Annotated in this window: 18 protein-coding genes; 11 read left to right on the top strand and 7 right to left on the bottom strand. The window is 72.3% G+C overall.

What is annotated here, in order from left to right:
* Nucleotides 1-1,173 carry an MFS transporter gene (locus AB0I15_RS01430; RefSeq protein ID WP_358088311.1) on the bottom strand — a complete coding sequence of 391 codons (1,173 nt, stop codon included), beginning with the start codon at nucleotides 1,171-1,173 and terminating at the stop codon, nucleotides 1-3.
* A gap of 80 nt (nucleotides 1,174-1,253) precedes the next feature.
* Here AB0I15_RS01430 and AB0I15_RS01425 point away from each other — a divergent pair, with 80 nt between their 5' ends.
* Nucleotides 1,254-2,234: a LacI family DNA-binding transcriptional regulator gene (locus tag AB0I15_RS01425; protein WP_358088761.1), complete on the top strand. Its 981-nt coding sequence runs from the start codon at nucleotides 1,254-1,256 to the stop codon at nucleotides 2,232-2,234.
* Here AB0I15_RS01425 and AB0I15_RS01420 read toward each other — a convergent pair.
* Nucleotides 2,191-3,411, bottom strand: coding sequence for an MFS transporter (locus AB0I15_RS01420; RefSeq protein WP_358088307.1), 1,221 nt, complete (start codon nucleotides 3,409-3,411; stop codon nucleotides 2,191-2,193). The genes AB0I15_RS01425 and AB0I15_RS01420 overlap by 44 nt on opposite strands.
* A gap of 59 nt (nucleotides 3,412-3,470) precedes the next feature.
* Between AB0I15_RS01420 and AB0I15_RS01415 the strand changes: the two genes are divergently transcribed.
* The 9 genes from AB0I15_RS01415 to AB0I15_RS01375 all read left to right on the top strand — a co-directional run bounded on the left by AB0I15_RS01415 (nucleotide 3,471) and on the right by AB0I15_RS01375 (nucleotide 13,273).
* On the top strand, nucleotides 3,471-4,451 hold the full coding sequence (locus tag AB0I15_RS01415; protein ID WP_358088305.1) for a winged helix-turn-helix domain-containing protein: 981 nt from the start codon (nucleotides 3,471-3,473) through the stop codon (nucleotides 4,449-4,451).
* Between the two features lie 79 nt (nucleotides 4,452-4,530).
* Nucleotides 4,531-5,499, top strand: coding sequence for a sugar-binding domain-containing protein (locus tag AB0I15_RS01410; protein WP_358088302.1), 969 nt, complete (start codon nucleotides 4,531-4,533; stop codon nucleotides 5,497-5,499).
* 125 nt (nucleotides 5,500-5,624) lie between these two features.
* Nucleotides 5,625-6,713, top strand: coding sequence for a sugar ABC transporter substrate-binding protein (locus AB0I15_RS01405; protein WP_358088299.1), 1,089 nt, complete (start codon nucleotides 5,625-5,627; stop codon nucleotides 6,711-6,713).
* A 10-nt stretch (nucleotides 6,714-6,723) separates the two neighbouring features.
* Nucleotides 6,724-7,482: an ATP-binding cassette domain-containing protein gene (locus AB0I15_RS01400; protein WP_358088296.1), complete on the top strand. Its 759-nt coding sequence runs from the start codon at nucleotides 6,724-6,726 to the stop codon at nucleotides 7,480-7,482.
* Nucleotides 7,479-8,711 carry a sugar ABC transporter permease gene (locus tag AB0I15_RS01395; RefSeq protein ID WP_358088293.1) on the top strand — a complete coding sequence of 411 codons (1,233 nt, stop codon included), beginning with the start codon at nucleotides 7,479-7,481 and terminating at the stop codon, nucleotides 8,709-8,711. The genes AB0I15_RS01400 and AB0I15_RS01395 overlap by 4 nt, the downstream gene beginning before the upstream one ends.
* Nucleotides 8,711-10,186, top strand: coding sequence for an FGGY-family carbohydrate kinase (locus AB0I15_RS01390; RefSeq protein ID WP_358088289.1), 1,476 nt, complete (start codon nucleotides 8,711-8,713; stop codon nucleotides 10,184-10,186). The genes AB0I15_RS01395 and AB0I15_RS01390 overlap by 1 nt, the downstream gene beginning before the upstream one ends.
* Nucleotides 10,183-11,661 (top strand): FGGY family carbohydrate kinase, encoded by a 1,479-nt coding sequence (locus AB0I15_RS01385; protein ID WP_358088286.1) that lies wholly within the window; start codon nucleotides 10,183-10,185, stop codon nucleotides 11,659-11,661. The genes AB0I15_RS01390 and AB0I15_RS01385 overlap by 4 nt, the downstream gene beginning before the upstream one ends.
* Nucleotides 11,658-12,272, top strand: coding sequence for a histidine phosphatase family protein (locus AB0I15_RS01380; RefSeq protein WP_358088283.1), 615 nt, complete (start codon nucleotides 11,658-11,660; stop codon nucleotides 12,270-12,272). The genes AB0I15_RS01385 and AB0I15_RS01380 overlap by 4 nt, the downstream gene beginning before the upstream one ends.
* Nucleotides 12,269-13,273, top strand: coding sequence for a 2-hydroxyacid dehydrogenase (locus AB0I15_RS01375; protein WP_358088280.1), 1,005 nt, complete (start codon nucleotides 12,269-12,271; stop codon nucleotides 13,271-13,273). Before AB0I15_RS01380 ends, AB0I15_RS01375 begins: the two co-directional genes overlap by 4 nt.
* On the opposite strand, the gene AB0I15_RS01370 is transcribed toward AB0I15_RS01375, so the two are convergent.
* From AB0I15_RS01370 to AB0I15_RS01350, 5 genes are all read right to left on the bottom strand, one after another.
* The gene (locus AB0I15_RS01370) at nucleotides 13,263-14,096 is read right to left on the bottom strand and encodes a carbohydrate ABC transporter permease (RefSeq protein ID WP_358088758.1); all 834 of its coding nucleotides are present in this window, start codon (nucleotides 14,094-14,096) and stop codon (nucleotides 13,263-13,265) included. The two genes, AB0I15_RS01375 and AB0I15_RS01370, sit on opposite strands and share 11 nt — an antisense overlap.
* A 23-nt stretch (nucleotides 14,097-14,119) precedes the next feature.
* Complete coding sequence (locus tag AB0I15_RS01365; protein ID WP_358088277.1) at nucleotides 14,120-15,007, bottom strand: sugar ABC transporter permease; 888 nt, start codon at nucleotides 15,005-15,007, stop codon at nucleotides 14,120-14,122.
* Between the two features lie 49 nt (nucleotides 15,008-15,056).
* Complete coding sequence (locus AB0I15_RS01360) at nucleotides 15,057-16,355, bottom strand: extracellular solute-binding protein (protein ID WP_358088275.1); 1,299 nt, start codon at nucleotides 16,353-16,355, stop codon at nucleotides 15,057-15,059.
* A 126-nt stretch (nucleotides 16,356-16,481) separates the two neighbouring features.
* On the bottom strand, nucleotides 16,482-17,255 hold the full coding sequence (locus AB0I15_RS01355; protein ID WP_358088272.1) for an AMP-binding protein: 774 nt from the start codon (nucleotides 17,253-17,255) through the stop codon (nucleotides 16,482-16,484).
* Between the two features lie 339 nt (nucleotides 17,256-17,594).
* Nucleotides 17,595-19,949, bottom strand: coding sequence for a tetratricopeptide repeat protein (locus AB0I15_RS01350; protein WP_358088269.1), 2,355 nt, complete (start codon nucleotides 19,947-19,949; stop codon nucleotides 17,595-17,597).
* A gap of 83 nt (nucleotides 19,950-20,032) precedes the next feature.
* Between AB0I15_RS01350 and AB0I15_RS01345 the strand changes: the two genes are divergently transcribed.
* On the top strand, nucleotides 20,033-21,895 hold the full coding sequence (locus AB0I15_RS01345; RefSeq protein WP_358088266.1) for an ABC transporter ATP-binding protein: 1,863 nt from the start codon (nucleotides 20,033-20,035) through the stop codon (nucleotides 21,893-21,895).
* Nucleotides 21,896-21,897: the final 2 nt, after the last annotated feature.

Below are 21,897 nucleotides of genomic sequence, written 5' to 3'. Positions count from 1 at the left end.
TCAACGGCCGGCCCTGCCCAACGCGGCGGGGCGGCCGGCGAACCAGCCGGCCAGGATCTGCAGGGCGAGCACGCCCAGCCCCGCCGTCAGCGGCACCGTCCAGCCACCGGACAACTCCCTGAGGAATCCGAACAGCAGCGGGCCCAGCGCCGCGATCACATAGCCCACGGACTGGGCCACGGCCGACAGCGCGGTCACCCCGGCGGGGTCGGCCGGGCGCAGCGCGATGATCAGCAGCGCCAGCGCGAACGAGGCTCCCTGGCCGATCCCGAGCACGATCATCCACAGCCAGGGGGCGGCCATCGGGGCGAGCAGCACGCCCAGGTAGCCGAGCACGGTGAGCACGCCCGCGCCGACCACGTACGGCACCTGCGAGGCGCGCCGCCCGGCCAGGACCGGGACCGCCAGCGAGGTGCCGACCTGGACCAGGTTCGTCAGGCTGAGCAGGTAGCCTGCCTGGTCGGCGGGCAGGCCGGCCTCCAGGTAGATCGTCGGGAGCCAGGCCAGCATGACGTAGAAGGTCAGCGACTGCAGGCCCATGAGGGCGGTGACGTACCAGGTGACGCGGCTGCGCAGCACCATGCCGAACGGCCTGGGCCCGTTCTGGGTCCCCTCGCGCTCGCGCAGCGCCTGCGGCAACCAGAGCAGCGCCGCGAGCAGGGCCGGTACGGCCAGCAGCGCCGAGACAGCGCGCCAGTCGTACCCGGTGGCGTGCTCGATGGGGATGACCAGGGCGGAGGCGATCGTGGCGCCGGCCACCACGGAGGAGACGTACACGCCGGTCATGAGGTTGACCCGGGTGGGGAAGTGTTGTTTGACGATGCCGGGCATGGCGACGTTCATGGCGGCGATCGCCGTGGCGGCCAGCGCGGAGCCGAGGTAGAGCACGGGGGCGCCGTCGAGGCCGCGCAGCGCGACGCCCGCGGCGATGACGAGCAGCCCGGCCAGCAGCGTGCGGTCGAGGCCGAAGCGGCGTGCCAGCAGCGGCGTGAGCGGCCCGAACACGCCCAGGCAGACCACCATGACCGTGGTGACGGCGCCGCCGCCCGCGGGCGAGAGGCCGACGTCGTTCATGATCTCGTCGAGGAGCGGGGAGACGCCCGCGATGGCCGGGCGCAGGTTGAGCGCGGCCAGGACGAAACCGGCCACGAGCACGACTGATCTCAACGACATAGGGGACCACTCTCGCATAGCCCCTTGACAACGTTGTCTGCCCCTCCCGAGTAGGAAATGATCCTGGCGTGAGACCGACGATGAAGGACGTCGCCTCGGCGGCGGGCGTGGCGCTCAAGACCGTCTCGCGCGTCGTGAACGGTGAGCCCGGCGTGCACCCGGCCACCGCCGAGCGCGTACGCGTGGCCATCGACCGGCTGGGCTACAGCCGCAACGAGAGCGCCAGAGTGCTGCGCCGGGGCAGGACCGCCACGATAGGGCTGGTCATCGAGGACGTGGCGGACCCGTTCTACGCGGGGCTGAGCCGGGCCGTGGAGGCGGTCGTCATCGACCACGGCTGCCTGCTGCTGAGCGGCTCGTCCGGCGAGGAGCCGGGCAGGGAGCGCGAGCTGGTCGAGACGTTCTGCGCGCGCAGGGTGGACGGCCTGATCGTGGTGCCCGCCGGGGACGACCACACCTACCTGCGGCCGGAGCTGGAGACCGGGACGCCCGTGGTGTTCGCGGACCGGCCGCCGGGCGCGGGGCTCGACGTGGACACCGTGCTGACCGACAACCGGGGCGGGGCCGGGCAGGCGGTCCGCCACCTGCTGACCCACGGCCACCGCCGGATCGCCTTCCTCGGCGACGACCCGGCCATCTTCACGGCGTCCGAGCGGCTGCGCGGCTACCGCGACGAGCTGGGCGGCCTGTACGACCAGCGGCTGGTGGCGATGCGCACGCCCTCCCTCGCGACCGTACGCGCGGACCTCGACCGCATGCTCGCCCTGGACGACCCGCCGACGGCCCTGTTCACCGGCAACGGCCGCTACACCGTGACCACCCTGCGCGCTCTGTCGGGGCGGCGGGTGGCGCTGGTCGGGTTCGACGACTTCGAACTGGCCGACCTGCTGGCCCCGGGGGTCAGCGTGGTGGCGCAGGACCCCTCCTGGATGGGCCGGGTGGCGGCCGAGCTGCTGTTCCGCCGCCTGCGCGGCGACACGGGGCCGTCCGAGCACATCGAGCTGCCGGTCCGCCTCATCACCCGCGGCTCAGGTGAGCTCCCTCCGCCGGAGCTGTGCTAGGCGCCTTCGCCGGGCGCAGCACGCGGGCCAGCGCCAGGGCCACCAGGATGCCGGCCCCGCCCGCCACGGCGATCGCGTACCCGGGCGCCACGGCCTCCCCGAGCGCCCCGATCCCGGCCGCCCCGGCGGCCTGCCCGGTCATCAGCCCGGCCGACTGCAGCCCGAACGCCTGCCCCCGCACCTCCTCCGGCACCGCGTCCACGAACCGCCGCTGCAACCCGAGCTGGTACGCCAGCCCGGCCGTCGCCACCCCCGCCAGCACGGCCGCCCACACGACCCCCGGCATGGCCGCGAACGCCAGCCACGGCACCCCGAGCAGCACCGCCAGCGGCAACGACAGCCGCTCCCGCGTCACCGGCGCCGCGAACCGCCCCACCGCGAACTCCCCCACCGCCATCCCGCAGGCCGCCGCCGCGAGCACGACCCCGGCCTGCCCCTGCCCGCCCAGATACGGCACCACCATCGCCTCCGCCCCCGCCAGGCAGACGCACGGCAGCCACTGGGCCAGCATCAGCCCCCGCACCCGGACGTCGGCCAGCAGCCGCCGGTTCACCCGCAGCGTCTCCCGCACCGCGCCCCGCCGGGCCGCGCCCCGCGCCGCCCGGTACGGCAGCCCGGCCCGCAGCACCACGGCCGCCACCAGGGACAGCCCGGCGGTGACGGCCAGCGCGCCGGACGGCCCCGCGAAGGCCAGGAACGCGCCCCCGACCGCCAGCCCCGCGATCTGCGCGCTCGCCGAGGCCACGTTCAGGACCGACCGCCCGAGCACGAACGCGTCCCCCGGCAGCACCTCGGGCAGCATCGCCGCCCGCGCCGCGAAGAACACCGGCGAGAACAGCCCGGTGACCAGCACCAGCCCCATCAACGCCCACACCGGCAGCCCCGCGTACGCCAGCAGCAGGCACGTGACCGCCCTGACCAGCTCGCCCGCCACCATCAGCGCCCGCGGCGCGATCCGGTCGGCCAGCGAGAGCAGCAGCAGCCCGCCCACGATGTACGGCAGCCACCCCGCCATGTACGCCGCCGCCGACAGCCCGGGAGAGCCGGTCCGCGTGTACACCAGCACGGACAGGGCCAGCATCTTGATCGAGTCGCCGCCCACGAGCAGCGCGAAGCTGCCGAACAGCACCCGGAATTCCTTGACGGCGAACACCTCGCCGAACGTCGCGCCCTTCACGACCCCGATGCTGCGGGGCCGGCCCACACGGAAGCGACTTCTTCGGATATAACCGAAAGATGCCGGTGACGATCGAGGTCGTCCCTCAGGACCTGATGGCGACCAGGTTCGCCATCTCGCCGCTGATCGAGACCATGCACGCGCAGTGGGCGCTGGCGGGCCGCTACCAGGCCGGGATGAACGGGCCGTGGGTGGCGCGGTGGCGGGAGACGTACAGGGGGCTGGTGCGGGAGCATCCCGCGCTGCGGGCCGCGGCGGCGATCAGCGGGAACATGGGGGACGCGAACGTCGACTTCATCGCCCCTCCCCCAACGGCCGTGGACGTCCCGTTCGAGGCCGAGCTGGCCGCCATGCGCGCGACCCCGCTGGCGCAGGCGCACGCCGAGATCGCCAAGGTGCTGGCCAAACGCCCCCAAGTGCCGCTCGACACCCGGGAGTTCCTGCTGGGGCCCGACGTGGTAGAGCGGCTGGCGCGGGCGTACCAGGCGCTCTGGACGGAGATCCTGTCCCACGACTGGCCGCGTTTCCGGGCGGTGCTGCAGCGCGACATCGTCCACCGCGCGGGCCGGCTGGCGGTCTACGGCTGGCGGGCGGCGCTGGAGGACCTGAGCCCTCGTGTCCGCTGGCTCGACGGCGGGCACATCGAGGTCGGGCTGACCTCGCTCGAGGGGCCGCACCGGCTCGGGGGCAAGGGCCTGCTCTTCCTGCCGTCGGCGTTCATGGAGACGATCGGGGCCTATCTCGAGGACGCCTGGCCGTACGCGCTCGTCTACCCCGCCCGGGGCATCGCGGCCACGCCGCCCGCCCGCGGCGGCGACGGCCTGGCCACGCTGATCGGCCGCAGCCGCGCCCGCGTCCTCGCCGAGCTGGCCGAGCCCGCCACCACCACGCAGCTCGCCGCCCTGCTCGGCCAGAGCCTGGGCACCACGGGCGGCCACATCGCGGCGTTGCGCCGGACGGGCCTGATCACCGGCACCCGCACGGGCCGCAGCGTCCTGTACGCCCGCACCCCGCTCGGCGACGCCCTCGTCAACGGCTGACGCTAGCCTGTCCGTGGAGAGCACGAAGGTATAGTCATTTGCGCATCAGTTCAGCAAAATTGTTCACAGGAGAACGCGCATGAACGCCGCCGACGTCGCACCCGATGCGCAGCAGGCCCGCTTCCCCCACGAACTGATGTACACCGCGGCCCAGCAGTACTACATGGAGGACGCCACCCAGGGCGACATCGCCAAGCGCCTGGGGGTCAGCAGGGCGACCGTGAGCCGGCTGCTCACCGAGGCGCGCCGGCAGGGCATCGTCGAGATCAAGGTGCACCGGCCCGCCACGCTCGAGGACGGCCCGCTGGCCGCCGAGGTCGCGCGGGCGCTCGACCTGGAGCGCGTCTACCTGGTCCCCAAGGTCAGCGGCCCGGCCCTCGGCCCGTGGCTGGCCCCCGGCGTGACCAGGGCGCTGGCCGGGGTCGGCCTGGAGTCGGGCGACGTCGTGCTGGTCTCCTCGGGCACCACGGTGTACGAATGCGCCCGCGAGGGCCTCGGCCAGTACCCGGGGGTGACGATCGCGCCCGCCGTGGGCGGTCAGGAGGAGCCGCAGCCCTGGTTCCAGACCAACGAGACCACCCGCATCCTGGCCGAACGCGTCGGCGGCGTGCCCGCCTACCTCTACGCGCCCGCGCTGCCGGGGCCCGAGCTGTTCTACTCGCTGCAGCACGAGCCGTCCGTGCGCCGCGTCATGGACCTGTGGGCGCACGCCAAGTGCGCCATCGTCGGCGTCGGCTCGGCGCCGCTCATGCGGCAGATGATGCCCGCCTTCATGCCGCGCGACACCGAGAACCTGCGCCAGGCCGTGGGCGACGTGTGCATGCGGATCTACGACCGCGACGGGGCCCCGGTCACCTACCCGGGCAGCGAGCGCCTGGTCGCCCCGAAGCTGGAGGAGCTGCGCCGGATCCCGCACACGATCGCCGTCGCGGTCGGCGCCGAGAAGGTGCTCTCGATCGTCGCCGGCGCCAGGGGCGGCTACTTCAGGCAGCTCGTCACGGACACGCCGACGGCGGAGGGCCTGGTGGCAGCCGCGCGCCAGCTTTGAACATCTGTGCTGGACAAAGTTTCTGAACGCGCGCTAACGTGAGCCGCACCACAGGATGTGCCCTCCTGTGAGGGCATGTCCCTGTCTCGGGGGCAGCGAGCGTCAAGAAAACCTAAGGAACACCCGTGAACAGAGCTCAGATGCGGACCTCCGCGTTCGCCGCAGTGGCAGTGCTCGCAGGCTCGGTGCTGGCCGCGTGCGGCGGAGGCACCGACTCCGCCGGCGGGAACACCGGCGGCGGCGGTGGCCTGGAGAACGCCAAAGTGGCCTTCCTCATGCCGGACCTCGCCTCGACCCGGTACGAGCTGCAGGACAAGCCCCTCTTCGAGGCCAAGATGAAGCAGCTCTGCCCGAGCTGCGAGGTCATCTACCAGAACGCCGACTCCGACGCCGCCAAGCAGCAGCAACAGGCCAACTCCGCGCTCGCCCAGGGCGTCAAGGCCATCGTGATCGACCCCGTCGACTCCGCCGCCGCGGCCACCATCGTCAAGTCGGCCCAGTCGCAGCAGGTGCCGGTCATCGCCTACGACCGCCCGATCCCGTCCACGCCCGCCGACTACTACATCTCGTTCGACAACGAGAAGATCGGCGCCATGATCGCCCAGTCCCTCGTGGACCACCTCAAGGCCGAGAAGGCCGAGGGCGGGATCCTCCAGGTCAACGGCTCGCCCACGGACGCGGCGGCCGGGCTGATCAAGAAGGGCATCCACAGCGCGGTCGACTCGAGCGGGTTCAAGCTGCTGGCCGAGTACGACACCCCCGACTGGCAGCCGGAGAAGGCGCAGACCTGGGTCAGCGGCCAGATCACCCAGTTCAAGGACCAGATCGTGGGCGTGGTCGCGGCCAACGACGGGACCGGCGGCGGCTCGATCGCCGCGTTCAAGGCCGCGGGCGTGAAGGTGCCGCCCGTGACCGGCAACGACGCCGAGGTCGCCGCCGCGCAGCGGATCATCGCGGGCGACCAGTACAACACGATCTCCAAGCCCATCAAGATCGTGGCCGAGGCGTCGGCGAACGTGGCCTGGGAATTCATGCAGGGCAAGAAGCCCGCGGGCAAGAGCACGCTCTACAACACGCCCTCCGAGCTGTTCGTCCCCACGGTCGTCACCACGGACAACATCAAGGAAGTGCTGTTCGACAGCGGCATCATGAAGGCCGCCGAGGTGTGCGCGGGCGAGTACGCCAAGGGCTGCGAAGAGCTCGGCATCAAGTAGGAGTGCGCGGATGACCGTCCTGTCCTTGCGCGGGATCAGCAAGACCTTCGGCGCGGTGGCCGCGCTCACCGACATCGAGCTCGACGTGGCCGCCGGCCAGGTCGTCGCGATCGTGGGCGACAACGGCGCGGGCAAGTCGACGCTGGTCAAGATCCTGTCGGGCGTGCACCCGCCGGACGCGGGCACGATCACGTTCGAGGGGCGCGCGGTCGAGATCCCGACCCCGGCCGCCGCCCACCGGCTCGGCATCGCCACCGTCTTCCAGGACCTGGCGCTCTGCGAGAACCTGAACGTGATCCAGAACCTGTTCCTCGGCCAGGAGATCCGCCCGCTGCGGCTGAACGACGTGGCCATGGAGACCCGCTCGTGGGAGCTGCTCCGGCAGTTGTCCGCCAAGATCCCCAGCGTGCGGGTGCCGGTCGCGGCCCTGTCGGGCGGTCAGCGGCAGACGGTGGCCATCGCCAGGTCGCTGCTCGGCGACCCCAAGGTCATCATCCTCGACGAGCCCACCGCCGCGCTCGGCGTGGCCCAGACGGCCGAGGTGCTCAACCTGGTCGAGCGGCTGCGCGAGAACGGACTGGGCGTCATCATGATCAGCCACAACATGGCGGACGTGAAGGCCGTGGCCGACACCGTGGCGGTGCTGCGGCTGGGCCGCAACAACGGAGTGTTCGACGTGGGCCAGGTCTCCACCGAGGACATCATCGCCGCCATCACCGGCGCCACGGACAACGCGGTGTCCAGGCGAGCGGAGAGAGGACAGTCGTGACCACCGTGACAACCGACCGCCAGGACGAGCGGTTGCGGCATCGGGAAGGACTGCGCGGCGCGCTCGCCGACATCGTCGAGCGGGCCCAGGGCGGCGACCTGGGCGTCATCCCGGTCGTCGTGGGGCTCATCGTCATCTGGTCGGTGTTCCAGATCCTCAACCCGATCTTCCTGTCCAGCGCGAACCTGGTGAACCTCACCCTGGAGTCCGCCGCCGTCGGCATCATCGCGCTCGGCATCGTGTGCGTACTGCTGGTCGGCCAGATCGACCTGTCCGTCGGCTCGGTCAGCGGACTGTCGGGTGCGGTGCTCGCGGTGCTGTTCGTGGGCGAGGGGCTGCCGGTCTGGCTGGCGATCGCGGCCGCCGTCCTCATGGGCGCGGTGATCGGATGGCTGTACGGGCAGCTCTTCAACCGGTTCGGCGTGCCCAGCTTCGTGATCACGCTGGCCGGGCTGCTGGCCTTCCTCGGGCTCCAGCTCTACGTGCTGGGCACCAAGGGGTCGATCAACCTGCCGTTCGACTCGGGGCTGGTGAACTTCGCCCAGCTCGACTTCGTACCGGCGTGGTTGTCGTACACGTTCGCCGCGATCGCCGCGGTCTGGCTGTTCGCCAGCGGGTTCCTGCACGCCCAGGAGCGCCGCAGGGCGGGCCTGTCGGCGAGAAGCGTCTCCACGCTGGCGCTGCGGAGCGTGGCGCTGCTGGTGGTGCTGGCCTTCGTGGTCTGGTACCTCGGGCAGACGCGCGGCGTGGGCTGGATGTTCGTGTTCTTCGTGGCGCTGGTGCTGATCATGCACTACCTGCTGTCGCGGACGAAGTGGGGCCGCGCGGTCTACGCCGTCGGCGGCAACGAGGAGGCCGCGCGCCGGGCCGGCATCAACGTCAAGGCCATCTACACCTCCGTGTTCGTGCTCTGCTCGACGTTCGCCGCAGTGGGCGGCATCCTGGCCGCGGCCCGGCTGGCGGCGGCCAACCAGAGCAGCGGCTCGGGCGACGTCAACCTCAACGCGATCGCCGCGGCCGTGATCGGCGGGACGAGCCTGTTCGGCGGGCGCGGCACGGCGTTCGGGGCGCTGCTCGGGATCATCGTGATCCAGTCCATCTCCAGCGGGCTGACCCTGCTCAACCTGGACTCCTCGATCAGGTTCGTGGTGACCGGGGCGGTGCTGCTCCTCGCGGTGATCGTCGACTCCGTGTCGCGCCGCTCGAGGACCTCCCACGGCAGGGCCTGATGGCGATCATCTGCGTGGACGCCGGGACCACGGTCATCAAGGCGGTCGGCTACGACTCCGCCGGCGCGGAAACGGCCGTCGCCCGCCGCGAGACCGTCGTGTCCAGGCCCGCGCCCGGCCACGCCGAGCAGGACATGGGCGCGGTCTGGGACGCGGTCGCCGCCACCGTGCGCGAGGTCGCCGCCCGGGTGGGCCCCGTCGACTTCGTGGCGGTCACGGCCCAGGGCGACGGCTGCTGGCTGGTCGGCCCCGACGGCGAGCCGACCGGGCCCGCGATCCTCTGGAACGACGCCAGGGCCGCCACGGCGGTGGACGGCTGGATCCGTACCGGGCTGGCGGAGGCGGCCTTCCGGCTCAACGGCTCCTCGGCCGCCTCGGGGCTGCCGCACGCGATCCTGACCTGGCTGCGCGCGAACGACCCCGACCGGCTCGAACGGTCGAGCGCCATGCTGACCTGCGGCGGCTGGATCTTCGCCAGGATGACCGGCGAGGTGGTGGCCGAGGAGTCCGACGCCTCGGCGCCGTTCATGGACCTGCGGGAGCGGGCCTACTCGCCGTCGCTGCCGCGCATGTTCGGCCTGGAGTGGGCCGAGCGGCTGCTGCCCCCGGCGCGTTCCTGCCCGGTCGCCGAGCTGACCGGGGCCGCCGCCGCCACGCTGGGCCTGCCCGCCGGCACACCGGTCGTCATGGCCCCCTACGACATCGCCGCGACGGCGCTGGGCGCGGGCGCGGTGGCGCCCGGCCAGGCGTGCGGCATCCTCGGCACCACCCTGTGCACCGAGGTCGTCGTCGAGTCCCCCGACCTGGAGGGCCCGCCGATCGGCATCACGATCGCGCTGCCCGGCGGCTACCTGCGGGCCTTCCCCACGTTCGCGGGCACCGAAGTGGTGCGGTGGACGTGCGGCCTGCTGGGGCTGTCAGAGCCCGGCGAGCTGGGCGACCTGGCGCTGCTGAGCGAGCCGGGGGCGGGCGGGCTGGCGTTCCTGCCGTACCTGTCGCCGGCCGGTGAGCGGGCGCCGTTCTCCGACCCGCTGGCCAGGGGCGCGCTGCTGGGCCTGTCGTTCGAGCACGGGCGTGAGCACGTGGCCAGGGCGGCGCTCGAAGGGCTGACGATGGTCATCCGCGACTGCCTGGTGGCCACCGGGGCCGCGCCGACGGAGCTGCGGGTGTGCGGGGGCGGCTCGGCCAATGCGACCTGGCTGCGGATGATCGCCGACGTCACCGGCCTGCCCGTGCGCCGCTCGGTCGACGCCGAGGTGGGGGCGCGGGGGGCGTACCTGGTGGGGCTGACCGCCACGGGTGCGGCGCCGTCCGTCGCCGTCGCGGCGGCCGGGCACGTACGCCTGCGCGACGCGGTCGAGCCCGACCCCGCGCGGCGGGCGTTCTACGATCGGTTGTTCGAAGACTTCCTCACCCTGCGCGCGGACAACGCGGGCACGTGGCCATTGCTGGGCGGCATGCGGAGTCGTACATGAGCGTGTGGATCGGCGTCGACCTCGGGACACAGAGCGTACGGGCGCTGGCCGTCGCCGGCGACGGACGGGTGCTCGGCACCGCGAGCCGTCCCCTGACCAGCCACCGCGACGGGCCCCGGCACGAGCAGGACCCCGAGCAGTGGTGGCGCGAGCTCGCCGCCGCCACCCGGGAGGCCCTGCGCGACGTGCCCGCCGGCGAGCGGATCGAGGGCGTGGCCGTCGACGCCACATCTGGAACGGTCCTCCTCACCGACTCCTCCGGCCGTGCCCTGACCCCCGCCCTCATGTACGACGACCGGCGCGCGGACGCCGACCGGGCGAACGAGGCCGGCGCGCCCGTGTGGGAACGGCTCGGCTACCGGCGCATGCAGCCCAACTGGGCGCTGCCGAAGCTGCTGTGGCTGCTGCGCGACGCCCCGGCCGGGGCGCGGCTCGCCCACCAGAGCGACTTCGTCAACCGCCGCCTGGCGGGGCACGAGGTGGCCACCGACCTGAGCAACGCGCTCAAGACGGGCGTGGACCTGATCGAGGAACGCTGGCCGCTGGAGGTGTTCGACGCGCTGGGCGTGCCGCCGGAGATCCTGCCCGAGGTCGTCCGGCCGGGCACCCGGCTCGGCACGGTGTGCGCGGCGGCGGCCGAGGAGACCGGCCTCCCGGCGGGCACACCGATCGTCGCCGGGACCACCGACGGCTGCGCCGCCCAGCTCGGCGCGGGCGCGTCGCGGGCCGGGAGCTGGAACTCGGTGCTGGGCACGACGCTGGTGCTGAAGGGCGTGACGAAGGAGCTCATCGACGACCCGCTGGGAGTGGTCTACTCCCACCGCGCCCCCGACGGCTCCTGGCTGCCGGGCGGCGCCTCCAGCACCGGCGCGGGCGCCCTGACCCGCGACCTGCCGGGCCGCGACCTGGCCACCCTGAGCGAGCAGGCCGCCGCCCGCTTCGGATCCGCCGTGCCCACAGGTGGGCTCCCGGCCGGGTCCGGCCCAGGTCGCGCCCTTCCGCCCGCCGTCACCTACCCCCTGGTCTCGCGGGGTGAGCGGTTCCCGTTCGCCGCTCCCGGCGCCGAAGGGTTCACCCTCGGGGAGCCGGCCGACGACGTCGAGCGCTACGCCGCCATCCTGCTTGGCGCGGCCTTCATCGAACGTCTGTGCTTCGACTACCTCGACCTGCTCGGCGCCCCCGTGGACGGCGAGATCATCCTGACCGGCGGCGCCACCCGCAGCGCGTACTGGACCCAGCTCAGGGCCGACGTCCTGGGACGTCCCGTGACGCTGCGGGAGAACGCCGAGCCCGCGCTCGGCATGGCCGTCCTGGCCGGCGGCGACCCGGCCCGCATGATCAGGACCCGCGCCGTGGTCGACCCGTCGGGGGCCGACCTGCACGAGCCGTACCTGCGTTTCGTCTCCGAGCTGGAGCGGCGCGGCTGGCTCACCGCGACCGCCGCGGAACACGCCCGCGAGAGGACCCTCCCATGACCGACCTCGTGCTCGTCCGCCACGGCGAGACCGTCTGGCACGCCGAGAACCGCTACGCCGGGATCAGCGACATCGAGCTGACCCCGCGCGGCCACGACCAGGCCGCCCGGCTCGCGGACTGGGCCGCCGGCGCGGGCCTCGCGGCGGTGTGGTCCTCCACCCTCGGCCGCGCCAGGATCACCGCCGAGACCGCCGCCGCCAAGGCCGGCCATCCCGCCCAGGCCGACCCCCGGCTGTGCGAGCTGGACTTCGGCCAGGGCGAGGGGCTCACGTCGGCCGAGATGAAGGCCCGCTTCCCCGAGGCCAGGGCCGCCTTCGAGGCCGACCCGGCCGGGCATCCGCTGCCGGGCGGCGAGGACCCGCACCGGGCCGCCGAGCGTTTCGTGGCCGCCCTGCACGACATCGCCGCCGCGCACCCGGCCGGCCGCGTGCTGGTGGTGGCGCACACGACCGCCATCAGGCTCACCCTGTGCCGGCTCATCGGGGTGCCCCTCGGCGAGTACCGGCGGCTGTTCCCGAGCCTGGACAACTGCGCCCTCACCGAGCTGCGCCTGCGCGGCGGGCGGGCCGCGCTGCTGCAGTACAACTCCCCGATTGGAGCCGTTCGTTGACCACCCGAGTCCTCGCCGCAGGCGATCACTTCGTCCAGAACCGCCTGCTCATCGACGCCCTCAGGCGTGAGGTCCCCGGCGAGGTGGACATCAGCGAGCTGACGCTGCCGTGGCCGGTCGAGCCGTTCGGCCGGGTGGGCGAGGTGGACGAGGCCTCCGACGTCGAGGACGAGCTGATCGAGGCGCTGCGCGGCGTCGAGGTCTGCGTGACCCAGATGGCGCCCCTGACCAAGCGCGTGCTGGACGCCTCACCGGACCTGCGGCTGTTCTGCGTGAGCAGGGGCGGGCCGGTCAACGCCAACCTGGAGGCGGCGGCGCGGGCGGGGGTGGCGGTGACCTACGCGCCGGGCCGCAACGCGGTGGCCACCGCCGAGCACACGCTCGCCATGCTGCTGGCCGCCACCCGCAGGATCCCCCAGACGCACGCCGACCTGGCCGGGGGCGTGTGGCGCGGCGACTACTACGTCTACGACAACGTCGGCCCCGAACTGGAGGGCAGCACGGTCGGCCTGGTCGGCTACGGTGCCATCGGCCGCCGCGTGGCCCGTATGCTGGCGGGCTTCGGCGCGGACGTCCTCGTCCACGACCCGTACGTGGACGTCCCCGGCCGCGTGGACCTGCCGGAGCTGCTCGAACGCTCCCGCTTCGTCTCCCTGCACGCCCGCGCCACCGCCGAGACCGCCGGCATGATCGGCGCCGCCGAGATCGCCGCCCTGCCCAGGGGCTCGGTCCTGGTCAACTGCGCCAGAGGCGCACTGCTGGACTACGACGCCCTGTGCGACGCCCTGGACTCGGGCCACCTGTTCGGCGCCGCCATGGACGTCTTCCCCGAGGAGCCGATCCCGGCGGGCTCCCGCCTGCTCACCACCCCGAACCTGGTCATGAGCCCGCACCTGGCCGGGGCCAGCAAGGAGACGGCGATGAAGGCGGCCTCGATCGTGGCCGCGGACGTGGCCCGCTACGTACGCGGCGAGCCACTCCTCCACGCGGCTACCCCTTGAGCGCTCCCGCCATGAGCCCGCGCATGAAGAACCGGCCCAGCACCACGTAGATCACCATCGTCGGGATGGAGGCCAGGATCGCCGCCGCCATCTGCTGGCTGTACGGGGTGGCCTGCGCCCCCGCGATGTTGTTGAGCATCACGGTCGTGGGCCAGCTCGTCGGCCCGGTGAGGAAGACGGCGAACAGGAAGTCGTTCCACAACGAGGTGAACTGCCAGATGATCACCACGGCGATCGCGGGCCCGGACACCGGCAGCACCACCGACCAGTACGCCCGCAGCATTCCCGCGCCGTCCACCCGCGACGCCTCGATCAGCTCGTTGGGGATCGTCACGTAGTAGTTGCGGAAGATCAGCGTGCAGATCGGGATGCCGTAGACCACGTGCGCCAGCACGAGCCCCGGGATGCCGCCGTAGAAGACCCCCTGCAGCCCGGTCTGCTGGTCCACCCACACCAGGAGCTGCACCAGCGGGATCATCACCCCCTGGTAGGGGATGAACATCCCGAACAGGAACAGCGTGAACAGCACGTCCGCCCCGGGAAAGCGCCACTTGGACAGCACATAGCCGTTCATCGACCCCAGCGCGCACGACAGCAGCGACCCGGGCACCGCGAGCAGCACGCTGTTCCACAGCCCCGGCGCCAGCTTCTCCCAGGCCACCCGCCATGCCTCGACCGTCCACGTCTGCGGCAGGTTCCAGGCCTGGCCCGGGTCCGCCTCGGTGAGCGGCTTGAAGCTGGTGGCCAGCAGGACGTAGATCGGGATGAGGAAGACGAACACGAACAGGAGCAGCAGGCCGAACCTCGCCCAGGTGAAGGCCATCGCCCTGCGCCCGGCCACCGCCGTCATGAGCGCCTCTCCTTACGCACCGACCAGATCAGGTACGGGATCACGAAGATCGCCACACTGAGCACGATGTACGAGGCGATCGTGGCCCCCTTGGCCGGATCGCCTGAGTCGAAGACCGCCACCCACATGAACACGGCGGGCACGTCCGTGACGATCTGCTTCCCGGACACCGCCACGATCAGGTCGAACACCTTGAGCGAGATGTGCCCCAGGATGATCAGCGCCGACAGCGTGACCGGCCGCAGCAGGGGCAGCACCACGTGCCGGTAGACGCCCCACTCGGTGCAGCCGTCGACCCGCGCGGCCTCGCGCAGTTCCTCGGGCACGCCACGGAAGCCCGCCAGGAAAAGTGCCATGACATATCCGGACATCTGCCAGATGGCCGGCAACGCCATCGCCGCCATCCCCCAGTCCGGATCCCTGAACCACTGCCACTGCGGCAGCCCGACCCAGTCGAACAGCCGGTTCAGCCCGACCGCCCGCTCCCCTGTCCCCGAGTTCATCAGCCACCGCCACACGATGCCGGTCGCCACGAACGAGATCGCCATCGGGAACAGGTAGATCGCGCGGAAGGTCCCCTCTCCCCTGATCCCCTTCTCCATGAGGAACGCCAGCAGCCACCCGAGCAGCAGCGCCCCCAGCACGAACACGACCGTGAACACGATCGCGTGGTTCACCGAGATGTGCCACCGGGGCTGGTCCCAGATGTCGACGAAGTTCTGCAGCCCCACGAACTTCCCCTCGGACACGGCATCGTGCTGGTCCGTCATGGCCACCCGGAAGTTCCAGCCGAGCATGCCGTACACGAAGACGCCGATCGCGATGATCGACGGCGTGACGAGGAGAAGTCCGGGCAGCCACGTACGTGCCCGCCTCACAAGCATTCCCTCCCACGGGTACGGCGGGCGCGCCCGCCGTACCCGGTGCACCGAGTTATTGAGCGTTGGCCGTGGCCGCGTCGGCCAGCCCCTGCTGCAGGGCCTTGACGTCCTTGCTGCCGATGAACAGCCCGACCGACTCGTTGATGGCGGCCAGCCACGGCTGGTTCACCGACACGCCGTGCTGGATCGAGCCGGCGAGCTTGTTGCCCGACCAGTCCTTCAGCGCGTCGCCCAGGTAGTCGGTGTAGAGCGCCTGGTCGGCGTCCTTGCGGGCGGGGATGGAGCCCTTCTTCGGGTTGAAGGCGTCCTGGCCCTCCTTGCTGGCCGCGACCTTCAGCCAGGCCAGCGCCCCTTCACGGTTCTTCGCGCCCTTGGGCAGGGTGAAGCTGTCGGACAGCCACATGTACGTGCCCTCGGTGCCGGGCGCGGGCGCCCAGTCGAAGTCCGTCTTCGAGGTCTTCCCCAGGCCGCCGTCGGGCGGGTTGTGGAAGTAGCCGTAGGCCCAGTCGCCCATGATGTTGAACGCCGCCTGGCCGTCGGCCACCTGCTTGGCCGCGGGCTGCCAGTCGTCCTGCGGGTCGCCCGCGTACGTCATGATCTTGGCGAAGCTCTGCAGCGCCGTGGTCACCTGCGCGCTGTTCCAGTCGGCGCCCGGCTTGAACAGGGCGTTGTAGGCGTCGGTGCCGAGCGAGCCGAGCAGGACGCTCTCCAGCAGGTGGGTGACCGTCCACTCCGACCCGATCGACAGCGGGATCTTGCCCTTGGCCTTGACCTTCTCCAGGGCCGCGACGAACTCCTCGATCGTCTTGGGCGCCGCGGCCACCCCGGCGTCCTTCAGGACGGTCGGGTTGAACCACAGCACGTTCGAGCGGTGGATGTTCACCGGCACGGAGTAGATCTTGCCTTCGACGCTGATCTGGTCGACGAGCTGAGCGGGGAAGACGTCCTTCAGCTTCAGCTCGTCATAGAGCGAGGTCAGGTCCTCCAGGTTGCCCGCCTTGATGTAGCCCTGCAGCTCGGCGCCCGCGTGCCCCTGGAAGGTGTCGGGCGGCGTGCTGGCCTGCAGCTTCGACTGCAGCAACGCCTTGGCCTTGTCGCCGGAACCACCGGCCACCGCGGCGTCGAAGAAGGTGTAGTTCGGATTCTGTTTCTCGAAGATCTCTCGCATCGCCTTGAGACCGTCGGCCTCACCAGGGCCCGTCCACCAGGAGAAGACCTCAACCTGCTGTTTGCCGCCGCCGCCCGCGGCGGGCGACTGCGAGGCTTGCGTGCCTCCGCCTCCGCCACCACAGGCCGCCAGGCCCAGCACGCTCACCATCGTGATCGAGACGGTCGCCAACCACCGTCGCATCGCACACCATCCCTTCGAAATCCCCCCGAAGTTGGTGATTTGACAACGTTGTCAACAACGCCAATCAACCCACTTTCGGCGGTTCTGCGTCAAGGGATCGGCGGTAACAGCTCCGCATATTCAGGCTCATCCGACGCGTTCCAGCGCCCCGTCCGGGCCCGTCACGACGGTCACGCTGAAGTCGTGGCCGGTGCCGGGAAGGTCGCCACCGCCCGCGGCGACCACCAGCGCGCCCTTCGAGACACCGAGGCCGACCAGCGCGACCAGGTCTGCGCAGCCGTCGGGCGGCCACGTGGCCAGCACCACGTCGGACTCGGCCAGTCGCACGGGCAGGTCGAGCTCCGCCATCCGGCCCAGCAGCCCCGCGTGGGACAGGCGGCTGCCGTCCGTGAGCAGCAGGGCGTCCTGGCGCTTGGCGTCGAGCGTGGGCAGCGCCGTGGGCTCCAGCGTGAGCAGGGCCCGGAAGTCGATCGTGTCGAGCGCCGAACCCAGCGAGACGATCTGGCGCACCCGGGACTCCTCGGCCGCCAGGATCGCCGTCTCGGCCAGGTCGGGTGTGGTGATCAGCAGGCGGGCGTCGCACTCGCGCAGCCACGCGGCCATGTCGTACGCCCCCGCACCCGGATCGATGGGCGCCGCCACCCCGCCGGCCGCCACCACCGTGTGCACCGCCAGCGTCTGCGCGCCCGCCGTGGAGACGTGCACGCCCACCACCTGGTCACGCCGCGCTCCCCTGCGCACGAGCCCGGACGCCGCCCTGGTCACCTCGGTCACCAGCCTGCGGTAGCCGTAGACGTGACCGCCCCGCAGGTCGATCAGCGCGGGGCGGTCACCGCGCTCGTAGGCCCGGCGGAACACCTCATGGATGACGGTGCCGGTGGTCGAGGCGGCAGGCTTCATGCCGGACAACGTACGGCCGCCCCGACCTGCCGGCATCCCCCGATGTATGTATGCCGTTGTGCATTCGCGTGGGCGGGCCCGAGCCCTGCGCGACTCGAGCCCGCTGTCACACGCCCGGAACCGGGCCCCCACCCCTCCGAGGAGGCCCAGCTCCGTGAGGACGCGTGACGTCCCCGGCCGATCGGCCGCGGCCCCTCCGACGCGAGGGGCGGGGTACGCGGTGTGCGGCCGATCACGAGATGTAACGGTAGGCGTGCGGCCGGGACGGCACATGCGCTGACATGGCCATTCGACGATGTAAGCGGACCGGTGCGGCGATGTGTAGAGAGGTGGGGCGGCTCAGCGTCCGCCGATCACCCATGCGGCGATCTGTGTACGCGTGGAGAACCCCAGCTTCGACAGGATGTTGGCCACGTGCCGGGCCGCGGTCGCCGGGCTGATGACCAGTTCCTCGGCGATCGCCCGGTTGCTGAGCCCCCTGGCCACCAGCTCCGCGATCTCCCGCTCCCTGGCCGTGAGCCGGCTCTCCTGGCCGACCGGCACGACCGGCGCGGCGGACGGCTCGGGCAGCGCGCCGTCGAGCGCGCAGGCGACCGCCTGGTCGGCCGTCAGGTTCATGCCCTCGGCCCAGAGCACGCCGACCACGGCCTCGCCCAGCGCGGCCCGCGCGGGGCGCAGCACGTCCTCGGTGCGTGCGTCCGGCTGCCGGCCGCTCAGCGTCACCGAGGCCGCCACCAGCAGCACCGCCCGCCGCTGGTCGCCCTCGGCCGCCACCAGGCCGGCCCACGCCTCCAGCCGCCTGGCGATGCCGGTGCGCAGCCCCGCGTCGCGGCTGAGCACGAGCGCCTCGGTGAGCCTGGCCCTGGCCTCCACCAGGTCGCCCTGGTCGAGCGCCACCCGGCCGAGCCCGGCCAGGCAGCTCACGGTGTACTGCCTGGCGTCCACGTGCCGCAGCAGGCTCAGCCCTGACTCGTAGTGCCGCTTGGCGGTCGCCAGGTCACCCGAGCGCCGGGCCACCTGGGCCAGCCCGATGTGGCTGAAGGTCTGCCCGTAGTGGTTGTCGAGCTCCTCGCTGATCGCCAGGACCTCCTCGAACGCGCGCCGCGCCTCGTGCAGGCGGCCCTGGTGCAGGCCGAAACGGGCCTTCGTGCCCTGGGCCATCGACTCCAGCACGAGGTCGCCCGACTGCCTGGCGGTCTCCAGCGCGCGAGCGAGCGCCTCCTGCTCGCCGGTGAGCTGGGCCAGCACGACCATCCCGACGGCCTCGCCGTAGACGTCCGCGGCGGCGGCGCACAGCTCCAGCCCGGCACGCGCGCAGCGCATCGCCGGCTCCAGGTCGCCCGCGGCCAGCGCCAGCTCGGCGCGCAGGATCATGGCCTGCCCGCGCAGCGCCCGCGGCACCTGGGGGACGTCGAGGGCCAGCAGGCGGTCGAGCCGCTCGGCCATGTCCAGCTTGCGCCCGCTGCCGATCAGCAGGAAGCGGATGTCGGTCAGCAGGCCGAGCGCGGTCTCCGGCATGCCGATGGCGATCGACCAGTCGCAGGCGGAGCTCACCTCGACCTTGAGGCCGTCGAAGAGGTTGACGTGGCGCTCGACCACGGGCCACGACGTGCGCGCCCCCGGCGCCAGCACCTCCTTGAACCGGCCCGCCAGCCTGGCCAGCGCCGTCAGGTGCCGGCGCCGCAACTCGGCCTCCTCACCGGACTCGGCGAGCTGCTCGAGCGCGTAGTCGCGGACGGTCTCCAGCAGCCGGTAGCGCGCCTGGCCGGCGATCTCACCGTCGAGGGCGACCAGCGACTTGTCCACCAGGTCGCAGAGCCGGGGCAGCACGTCCTCCTCCGCGAGGCCGGGGCCCGAGCAGACCCATTCGGCCAGGTCGAGGGTCCAGGAGGAGCGGAAGGCGGCCGTACGGCGCAGCAGCAGCCGCTCCTGCGGGGTGAGCAGCCGGTAGCTCCAGTCCACCGCGGCCCTGAGTGTCCGGTGGCGGGCGGGAGCCGTACGGGCGCCGCCGGCCAGCAACCGGAACCTGTCGTCGAGCCGCTCCACGAGCTGGCCCACCGACAGGACCCGCACCAGGGCGGCGGCCAGCTCGATCGCCAGCGGCAGCCCGTCGAGCGCCCGGCACAGCTCCGTGACCAGCGGCCGCGTCTCGTCGGTCAGCTCGAATCCGGGCCTGGCGGCCGTGGCCCTGGCCACGAACAGCCGCGTCGCCTCGCTCTCCTCGCCGTGCACCGAGAGCGGCGGCACCCGCCACACCGTCTCGCCGGGCACCCGCAGCGGCTCGCGGCTGGTGGCCAGCACGGTCACCCCGGGACAGGCGCCGAGCAGGTCGCGGCACAGCTCCGCGCACTCGCCGATCACCGGCTCGCAGTTGTCGAGCAGCAGGAGCACGCGCCGGCCGCCGATCGTCTCGGCCAGGTCGCCCGCGATGCCGAGCGCGGCGGCGACGTGGCCTCTGAGCTCGCCCTTCTCCAGGTCGGCCAGCTCCACCAGGTGGACGCCGGCGGGGTGCGCCGAGGCGATCCTGGCGGCCAGGCGCAGGGCCAGCCGGGTCTTCCCGATGCCGCCCGCCCCGCACAGGGTCACGGCGCGTGAGACACGCATCAGGTGGACGAGCTCATCCATATCGGACTCCCGGCCCACGAACGCGTTCGGTTCGGCCGGCAGATTGCTGAAGTCGGCAGATCGCAGCATCACTGTGAGTGTGTCATCAACTACGCCCTGCGCCCAGAGATAATCGATGGAGAACTCTCCGTACCCCTGGGCACACTCAAAGCATGGCCGATGAGCCGCTGGAACTCGGCGAGATCTCCTTCTCCGACTGGCACGCCCACACGGACAAGCTGGCCGAGGTGGGTTTCCTCACCATCGCCAGGCGCCTGCCGTCCCTCGTGAAGCAGGCGATGCGCATGGCCTGGCGCGCGAGCCCCCGCGACACCGTGGCCACGATCGTGCTCAACCTGCTGGGCGGCGTGTTCACCGCGTTCGGGCTGCTCGCCACCACGGGCGTGCTGACGGCGCTGTTCAGCGAGGGCCCGACGCCCGACCGGGTGATGGCGGCGCTGCCCAGCCTCGCCCTGGTCGGCGCGGCGGCGACGCTGCGCACGGTGATGCAGGCGGGCGCCGGCTGGGCGCAGTCGCGCCTCGACCCGCAGGTCTCCCGCCTGACCGAGGAGCGCCTCTACGGCCTGACCAGCCAGGTGAACCTGGTCTCCTACGACGACCCCGAGTTCCACGACTCGCTGCAGCGCGCCCGGCTGCGCGGGCTGGCGATGGCCGACTCGGTGGTGACCTCCGCCATCGACGTGATGACGGCCGCCGTCGGCATCGCCGCCGTGGCCGGCGTGCTCGGCGTCCTGCACCCGGTCCTGCTGCCGCTGCTCCTGCTGGCCGTGCTGCCCGACGCGTGGGCCATGGTCCGCAGCGCCAAGATGCGCTACGCCACCCTCTACGCCCTCATCCCCGCCAACCGGCGCAAGTGGATCATCGGCGAGCTCCTGGCCGACCGCGACCCCGCCGCCGAGGTCCGCTCGTTCACGATGCGCGGCTTCCTGCTGCGCATGTACGACGCCGTGGCCAAGGCGGAGCAGGACGTCATGCTGGGCCTGGCCAGACGCCAGACGGTGGCCAGGCTGGTGGGCGAGGCCCTCGGCGGCCTCGGCAGCGGCCTGGTCTACGTGGCGCTCGGCGTCCTGCTGGCCGTCGCCGCCATCCCCCTCGCCGTGGCGGGCACGGCGGTCCTGGCCATCCGCTCCGCCCAGAGCTCACTGGGCAACCTCATGTACGCCACCAACCACCTCTACGAAGAGGGCCTCTACTTCACCGACTTCCTGGAGTTCTGCGCCGACGCCGAGCGCCGCCTGCCCCGCGCCCCCCGTTCGGCCATGCCCGAGGGCTTCGAGAGCATCGTGGCCGAGGGCGTCACGTTCACCTACCCCGGCGCCGAGAACCCGGCTCTGCGCGACGTCTCGATAGAGATCAAACACGGCGAGGTCATCGCGTTCGTCGGCGAGAACGGCTCCGGCAAGACCACGCTCGCCAAGATCCTGTCGGGCCTGTACGAACCGCGCACCGGCACCGTCCGCTGGGACGACGTCGACCTGCGCGACGTCAGCCCCGACGAGCTGCGCCTGCGCACCGCCGTCATCGCCCAGGACCACACCCGCTGGCCGCTGACCGCCCGCTACAACATCACCATGGGCACCGACAAGGGCGAGCCCGCCCTGCACGCGGCCGCCGCCGTGGCCGGCGCCGACGAGGTGATCGCCGACCTCCCCCATGGCTACCGCACCCTGCTCGACCGCCGGTTCAAGGACGGCCACGAGCTGTCGGGCGGCCAGTGGCAGCGCATCGCCGTCGCCCGCGGCTTCCACCGCGACGCCGCCCTGCTCATCTGCGACGAGCCCACCGCCGCCCTCGACGCCCGGGCCGAGCACGCCCTGTTCGAGCGCATCCGCGACCACTCCGACGGCCGCACGGTCCTGCTCATCACCCACCGCCTGGCCAGCGTCCGCTACGCCGACCGCATCTACGTGCTCGACCACGGCAAGGTCACCGAGCAGGGCGACCACGAGACGCTGATGTCCCTCAACGGCCTCTACGCCGACCTCTACACCCTCCAGGCCACCGCCTACCGCTGACC

This window comes from Nonomuraea sp. NPDC050643, from assembly GCF_040654715.1.
Classification (GTDB): domain Bacteria; phylum Actinomycetota; class Actinomycetes; order Streptosporangiales; family Streptosporangiaceae; genus Nonomuraea.
This window is presented reverse-complemented; position numbering and strand designations above follow the sequence as displayed.